Source organism: Microcystis sp. LE19-8.1F, assembly GCF_027531715.1.
In the GTDB taxonomy this organism is placed as follows: Bacteria; Cyanobacteriota; Cyanobacteriia; order Cyanobacteriales; family Microcystaceae; genus Microcystis; species Microcystis wesenbergii_A.
The window spans coordinates 1-6,297 of record NZ_JAPZSO010000207.1 but is presented as its reverse complement, the minus strand read 5'-3'; the positions used below and the strand labels follow the sequence as shown (position 1 = coordinate 6,297).

At 45.5% G+C, this 6,297-nt stretch carries 4 protein-coding genes; 3 read left to right on the top strand and 1 reads right to left on the bottom strand.

Going from position 1 to position 6,297, the window contains the following annotated elements; genetic code table 11:
- The first annotated feature begins 1,217 nt into the window (after positions 1-1,217).
- From glgX to eno, 3 genes are all read left to right on the top strand, one after another.
- On the top strand, positions 1,218-3,296 hold the full coding sequence (glgX, locus tag O9334_RS19695) for a glycogen debranching protein GlgX (protein WP_288002001.1): 2,079 nt from the start codon (positions 1,218-1,220) through the stop codon (positions 3,294-3,296).
- Positions 3,297-3,411: 115 nt separating this feature from the next.
- Positions 3,412-4,173 (top strand): DUF3887 domain-containing protein, encoded by a 762-nt coding sequence (locus O9334_RS19690; protein ID WP_045362143.1) that lies wholly within the window; start codon positions 3,412-3,414, stop codon positions 4,171-4,173.
- Between the two features lie 46 nt (positions 4,174-4,219).
- Positions 4,220-5,518 carry a phosphopyruvate hydratase gene (gene eno, locus O9334_RS19685; RefSeq protein ID WP_288001998.1) on the top strand — a complete coding sequence of 433 codons (1,299 nt, stop codon included), beginning with the start codon at positions 4,220-4,222 and terminating at the stop codon, positions 5,516-5,518.
- A gap of 205 nt (positions 5,519-5,723) precedes the next feature.
- Here the strand turns inward: eno and O9334_RS19680 are convergent, their stop codons facing one another.
- Positions 5,724-6,089 (bottom strand): phage holin family protein, encoded by a 366-nt coding sequence (locus O9334_RS19680; protein WP_045362149.1) that lies wholly within the window; start codon positions 6,087-6,089, stop codon positions 5,724-5,726.
- Positions 6,090-6,297: the final 208 nt, after the last annotated feature.

Genomic DNA, 6,297 nt, shown 5'->3' with positions numbered 1-6,297 from the left:
ACGGCAGACGGGAGACGGGAGACGGGAGACGGGAGACAGCTATTAGGGATCGGATTTGAGTTTTCAGTTCACTGTTTCCTCACACCAGAAGTCTGACGGAGTAGTGGCTTAGATGTGTAATTAATTTTGCTTAGGTACTTAGAAGAAACAACTCTAGCAGTTATCTTAAGGGTGAGGTACGAAGTCTCTGGTTTTAGGAAACACTGGAACTAGAGATGATGCTAAATCCCGTAATACTTCGTCATTACCACAATTTAGGCATTTTGTCAAAAAAAATTTGACTTTGCAACAAAACTACACAAAAATTAGATCAACGTTGTTAGGGAAAAAAGGGATAATTGGCGAAAGTGTTTGGTTTGGCTAAAAGGGAAAGTCTAGATTTAGCAATGGTTTCAAGGCAAGCTAGACCTTGAAAACTCCAAAAAAGCACAGAAAAATCCACCATAGCATAATGCAAAATTATACCAGAATCGCTGGAAGTATTGCCACCTCGTCAATAAATAAAAATTATTCTCAATAAATTCTTAAGTAAAAATAAATATTACCAATTGTAAATTTAAATATTTTTAAGTATTGAAGGTATTTACATATAAAATACTGATCATTTTGACCCGATCGCCTCTAACTTGTCCCTGCCCACAGCAATCACAGGATAGATATACTTGATACTGTCATAATCTGAGATTTATTAAACTTCTGAAATCGGAGAGTGAGCAAGGAATCAAGTTCTTTTTATGTTTCATCCCAAATCCGTTTTTAATAGTATAGAGTTCTTGCATAATTAATTTTTGATAGTTCAAAAATGAGAAAAATAGGCATAAAATTGCCTAAAATCCCTAAATAAAGCATTTAATTGATTAATGCTCATTCTTAATTCTCCTGACTTGAAAGAGGGTGTAGGGTGTGGGGTGTGGGGAAGGAAACCTCTTTCATCTGTGGGGGTGAAAATTTTTTCATCGGGACTGACTACTGACTACTGGCTCGGAGACTCCTCACCTAAGGTCAGATTTTTGATTTTTGCCAGAGGTCTTATGATTAACTCCTAAGTTATGGTGTTTCTTCCATCTCCCCACTTGTCACTTCCGTTCGGACCTCGGCGTGAGCTTTTGTCGAACGCAAAAGCTCACGGCTGAAGCCCACTTCCCACTCTCCTACACTTTTTAAACAGGATTTAGTATAATCTCATACTACTCCTAATCACTTCTTCTCTCTTGACAATGACCTTAAAAACCGATCACGGTAAAAGCCATCCCGTCGGTGCGACTGTCTTGGCTGATGGTGTCAACTTCTCACTATTTTCTAAGTATGCCACTGCCATAGAATTATTATTATTTGATGATGCTAATTCTCCCGTACCTAGCCGGACTATTCTCCTCACCCCGCAAACAAACCGCACCTTTTTCTATTGGCATATTTTCGTTCACGGCATTGGAGTCGGTCAAGTGTATGCTTATCGAGTCTATGGTCCGGATAATCCGGCCCAGGGTCATCGCTTCGATCCTGATAAAGTAGTTCTCGATCCCTATGCGAAAGCGATTGTCGGTGCGGAAATTTATGATCGACAAGCTGCCAGCGAAAAAGGCGATAATTGTCATCGAGCTTTGCGGGGTCTGGTAGTGGATCCGGGCCGCTACGATTGGGAAGATGACGCACCGCTACGCACTCCCTACTCTGCCAGTGTTATCTACGAAATGCACGTCGGCGGCTTTACTCGTAACCCGAATTCCGGCGTTAGCGAGGAAAAAAGAGGTACTTTTGCGGGATTAATCGAAAAAATACCCTATTTGAAAAACCTAGGCATTACTGCCGTGGAATTGTTGCCGATTCATTACTTTGATCCCGCTGCCGCTATGCCGGGGTTAACTAACTATTGGGGTTATAGCACGATCGGCTTTTTTGCGCCCCATGCCGGTTACAGTAGCGATCGCTCACCCCTGGGTCCTTTGAATGAATTTCGGGATCTGGTGAAAGCTTTACACAAAGCGGGGATCGAAGTGATTCTCGATGTGGTTTTCAATCATACCGCCGAGGGGGACGAAATCGGGCCGACTCTTTCCTTGAAAGGTATCGATAATCGCACCTACTACATCCTCGACGGGGAAGATAAAAGCCTCTATAGCAACTATACTGGCTGTGGTAACACCCTCAAGGGCAGTCATCCGATTGTTGGCAAAATGATTCTCGATTGTTTGCGCTATTGGGTGTCGGAAATGCACGTCGATGGTTTTCGCTTTGACCTAGCGGCCGTATTATCGCGCAATGTGGACGGGGAACCGATTCTGCAAAAAGGTTATAACATGATCTGGGCGATCGAATCGGATCCTGTCTTAGCTGGGACAAAATTAATCGCCGAAGCTTGGGACGCGGCAGGATTGTATAGTGTCGGTCAATTTGTCGAATTTGCCGATTGGTTTTCCGAGTGGAATGGTCCTTTTCGCGATGATGTGCGCGCTTTTGTCCGGGGAGATACCGGCATAGTCAGCAAATTAGCGGCGCGGATTTTAGGAAGCCCCGACATATACCACAGACCCGATACCGATGTCAATAGAAGTATAAATTTTGTTACCTGTCACGACGGCTTTACCCTTAACGATCTAGTTTCCTACGACGAGAAACACAACGAGGCTAACGGCGAGGAGAATCGGGACGGTTGCAACGATAATTTTAGCTGGAATTGTGGGGTAGAAGGGGAAACCAATAACGAGAGGATTAAAACCCTGCGACTGCAACAAATAAAAAATCTCTTAACGATCCTGTTTATTTCCCAAGGAACACCTATGCTGTTGATGGGGGACGAAGTGCGACGCACCCAAAAGGGCAACAATAACGCCTATTGTCAGGATAACCAGTTAAGTTGGTTCGATTGGAGTGCGGTAGAGCAAGAGTTCGATCTTTGGTGTTTCGTAAGGAGACTGATCGATTTTAATCAAAAATTAGCTCTTTTCCGTCAGGAAAAATTGCTAGAAGTCACCTATACCAGTCTTGAACCCCATCTCAGTTGGCATGGCGTACAGTTGAGTAAACCCGATTGGTCGGAAGATTCCCACAGTTTAGCTTTTTCCCTGCGTCATCCCAAGGCGAACGAGTATTTACACATTATGCTGAACGCTTACTGGGAATCTCTCAACTTCCAGTTACCCCCCTTGGGACAAGGGGAAAAATGGCATCGCGTCATCGATACTGCTTGGCAATTGTCCGAGGCAGCCTGTGATTTAGATGCCGCAGCCGCTATTGAATCGGAAACCTATCGGGTGCAAGCGCGTTCGGCGGTAGTTTTAATCGTTAAACCAGTATAACAAGAGGAGAGATATTGCCCGATCAACCGATGTTGAATGCTTTAACTAATGAACAATGGCATCAATTCAATCGTCAAGTGGAAAAACGTTATTTATTTGCGGAGCAATAGCTGAAATGATGCGGCTTTCATTAGCGAAACGGGTATCGATTCTCTCTTTGTGTTTAATGGGTTTTTCCCTGCCTTGGACCGCATTCAGCGTTTCACCAGTACAGGCGAACCTAGAACCGAATGCGATCGCTATTGGTGATCCCGTCCGAGAAGAAAAGCAAGCTCGGCAGTTAGTACAATGGTTGGGAACTAAACAATACGACAAGGTGATTGCAGCTTTGTCACCCCAACTAAAACCCCTCTGGACTGCCGAAAAACTGCAAAAGGTCTGGGAAAGCCAAGTAACTGACCATACTGGACCGTTTAAGCGCATTGTCAAAAGCAAGCTACTCGATGCTATCAATGCCAATCTGGTGATTGTCACCGTTGAATTTGAGAAAGTTACCGAAGATGTGGTAATTACCTTTAACCGGTCTGGTCAGGTGGTTGCCGCCGATTTTCCCGAATTTCGTAGTATTTCTGAGATTGGCACTGCTTTTGTCACGTCCTTGGTCAACAAAGACTACGGCCTGGCCCGAGGTTTTTTACATCCTCTCCTGAAAGCTGAGGTTTTCCCTACCAGAGTACAAGGCGCTTGGGAGAATTTACTTAAGCGTACCGGCCCCGTGCGTCGGATCGTGGGAACTCAGGTCAGAAAAGGTGCGGATACGGACGGTGTGGATTTGGTGTTGGTGACGATTCAATTTGAAAAACTGACGGATACTTTAATCCTCGTTTTTGATGATCAAAAGCAGATTGTCAACGTGGATTTCCCTTTAGGCAATTAGTAATCAGCCGAAATTACCGCGTAAATTGAGTTGGAGACGATAAGTTATGTTAGATAAAATCGAAGTTCCCATCGAAGCGATCGCAGCTAGGGAGATTCTAGATTCCCGCGGCCGTCCCACCATCGAAGCAGAAGTGCTGTTAGAATCGGGGGCAATGGGTTTGGCCCAAGTCCCCAGTGGCGCTTCTACGGGCAGTTTTGAAGCCCACGAATTGCGCGACGATGATCCCCAGCGTTACGGTGGTAAGGGTGTCCTAAAAGCGGTTCGCAATGTCCACGAAAAAATTGTCCCGGTTTTGGAGGGGATGAATGCTTTCGACCAAGCTAGTATCGATTTAGCTATGATCCATCGCGATGGCACGGCCAATAAACGAGAATTAGGGGCTAATGCTATCCTAGCCGTCTCTCTCGCTACGGCCAAAGCAGCGGCGGCGGATCTGGGATTGCCTCTCTATCGTTATCTCGGCGGTCCGATGGCCAATGTGCTACCCGTCCCGATGATGAACGTGATCAATGGTGGTTCTCACGCTGATAATAACGTCGATTTTCAGGAGTTTATGATCTTCCCCATCGGGGCCGATTCTTTTAAGGAAGGTTTGCGTTGGGGGGCGGAAGTATTCGCCGCTTTGGGTAAGGCCTTGCACGAACGCAAATTACTGACCGGTGTGGGCGATGAGGGCGGTTATGCTCCTAATTTGGCTTCAAATCAGGAAGCTTTGGATATTTTAATCGAATCGATCGAACGTGCTGGTTATAAACCGGGGTCGCAGGTGGCTTTAGCTATGGATGTGGCCGCCAGTGAATTCTATAAGGACGGTCAATACCTCTACGATGGTTCGGCACATTCTCCCGCCGAAATGGTGGATTTTTTGGCCAGTTTAGTCGATCGCTATCCGATTATTTCTATTGAAGACGGTTTACACGAGGAGGATTGGGATAACTGGAAATTATTGACCGATAAACTGGGGGCGCGGATTCAGTTGGTGGGCGATGATTTGATGGTGACTAATCCTATCCGTCTGCAAAAAGCGATCGATCTGGGTATTGCTAACTCGATCCTGATTAAACTCAATCAGATCGGTTCTTTGACGGAAACCCTACAAACGATCGCCCTGGCTACCCGTCACGGTTATCGTTCTGTCATCAGTCATCGTTCCGGAGAAACGGAAGACACTACGATCGCAGATCTGGCGGTGGCTACTAATGCTGGACAGATTAAAACTGGTTCTCTCAGTCGCAGTGAACGGGTGGCTAAGTATAATCGCTTATTACGCATCGAAGAAGAATTGGGCGATCGGGCGGTGTACGCGCCGAAAGTCGGTTTGGGTCCAAAATTCTTGGCCTAAAATTTGAAAAAAGTCTTGCAGTGATCGAAAAAGGGTGTTATACTAAAAATACTGATAACTGATAACTGGTCACTGACTATTGTGGTACTTCGCTGAAACCCTTTTCGGCGAAGTATTTATTTTTGGCCTTTTTCTGCACAAAGGTATGATTTTGGGATCAAAGGTGTTATAGTAAGGATACTGATAACTGATAACTGGTCACTGACTATTGTGGTACTTCGCTGGAACCTTTTTCGGCGAAGTATTTATTTAAGAGGGTGTTGACCAGAGAGAGGACGATGGGCGCACCGATAAAAGCCACTAAACCCTTAACCGCAAATCCGGGGACGAGGATCGAGGCTAACCAGAAACAAAAGCCATTGAGAACAAGGATAAAGCCACCGAGGGTGAGAATAGTAATCGGTAGGGAAAGTAGCCCTAGAATCGGTTTAACCAGTCCGTTGACTAAACCAATAACTGCCCCCGCAACCATGGCCACAATAAAGCTATCGACTTTAACGCCGGGGAAGATAATATCAACCACTAATAAACTAAGGGCAGTGGCAAGAATATTTAAAAGAAGGCCGATCATAAATTTCTCCTTAATGTTTTCGCAATCACCCCCATTTTATGGCAACTTTAAGGAGAGCAAGCTTAATTTGACACTCCCCCGCTAACCGCTCGCGCGGTGTAGCAAGGGATTCTTGATTCATAGGCTCTTGACTAGATCGAACAGATTTAACTGAACGACCCCCGCCAGACCGCCTCCGCAAGGGTTTTCTAATACGGTCAGTCCGACC

Coding starts and splice junctions, on each gene's coding strand:
- glgX (WP_288002001.1), top strand. CDS start 1,218: ATGACCTTAAAAACCGATCACGGTAAAAGCCATCCCGTCGGTGCGACT.
- O9334_RS19690 (WP_045362143.1), top strand. CDS start 3,412: ATGATGCGGCTTTCATTAGCGAAACGGGTATCGATTCTCTCTTTGTGT.
- eno (WP_288001998.1), top strand. CDS start 4,220: ATGTTAGATAAAATCGAAGTTCCCATCGAAGCGATCGCAGCTAGGGAG.
- O9334_RS19680 (WP_045362149.1), bottom strand. CDS start 6,089: ATGATCGGCCTTCTTTTAAATATTCTTGCCACTGCCCTTAGTTTATTA.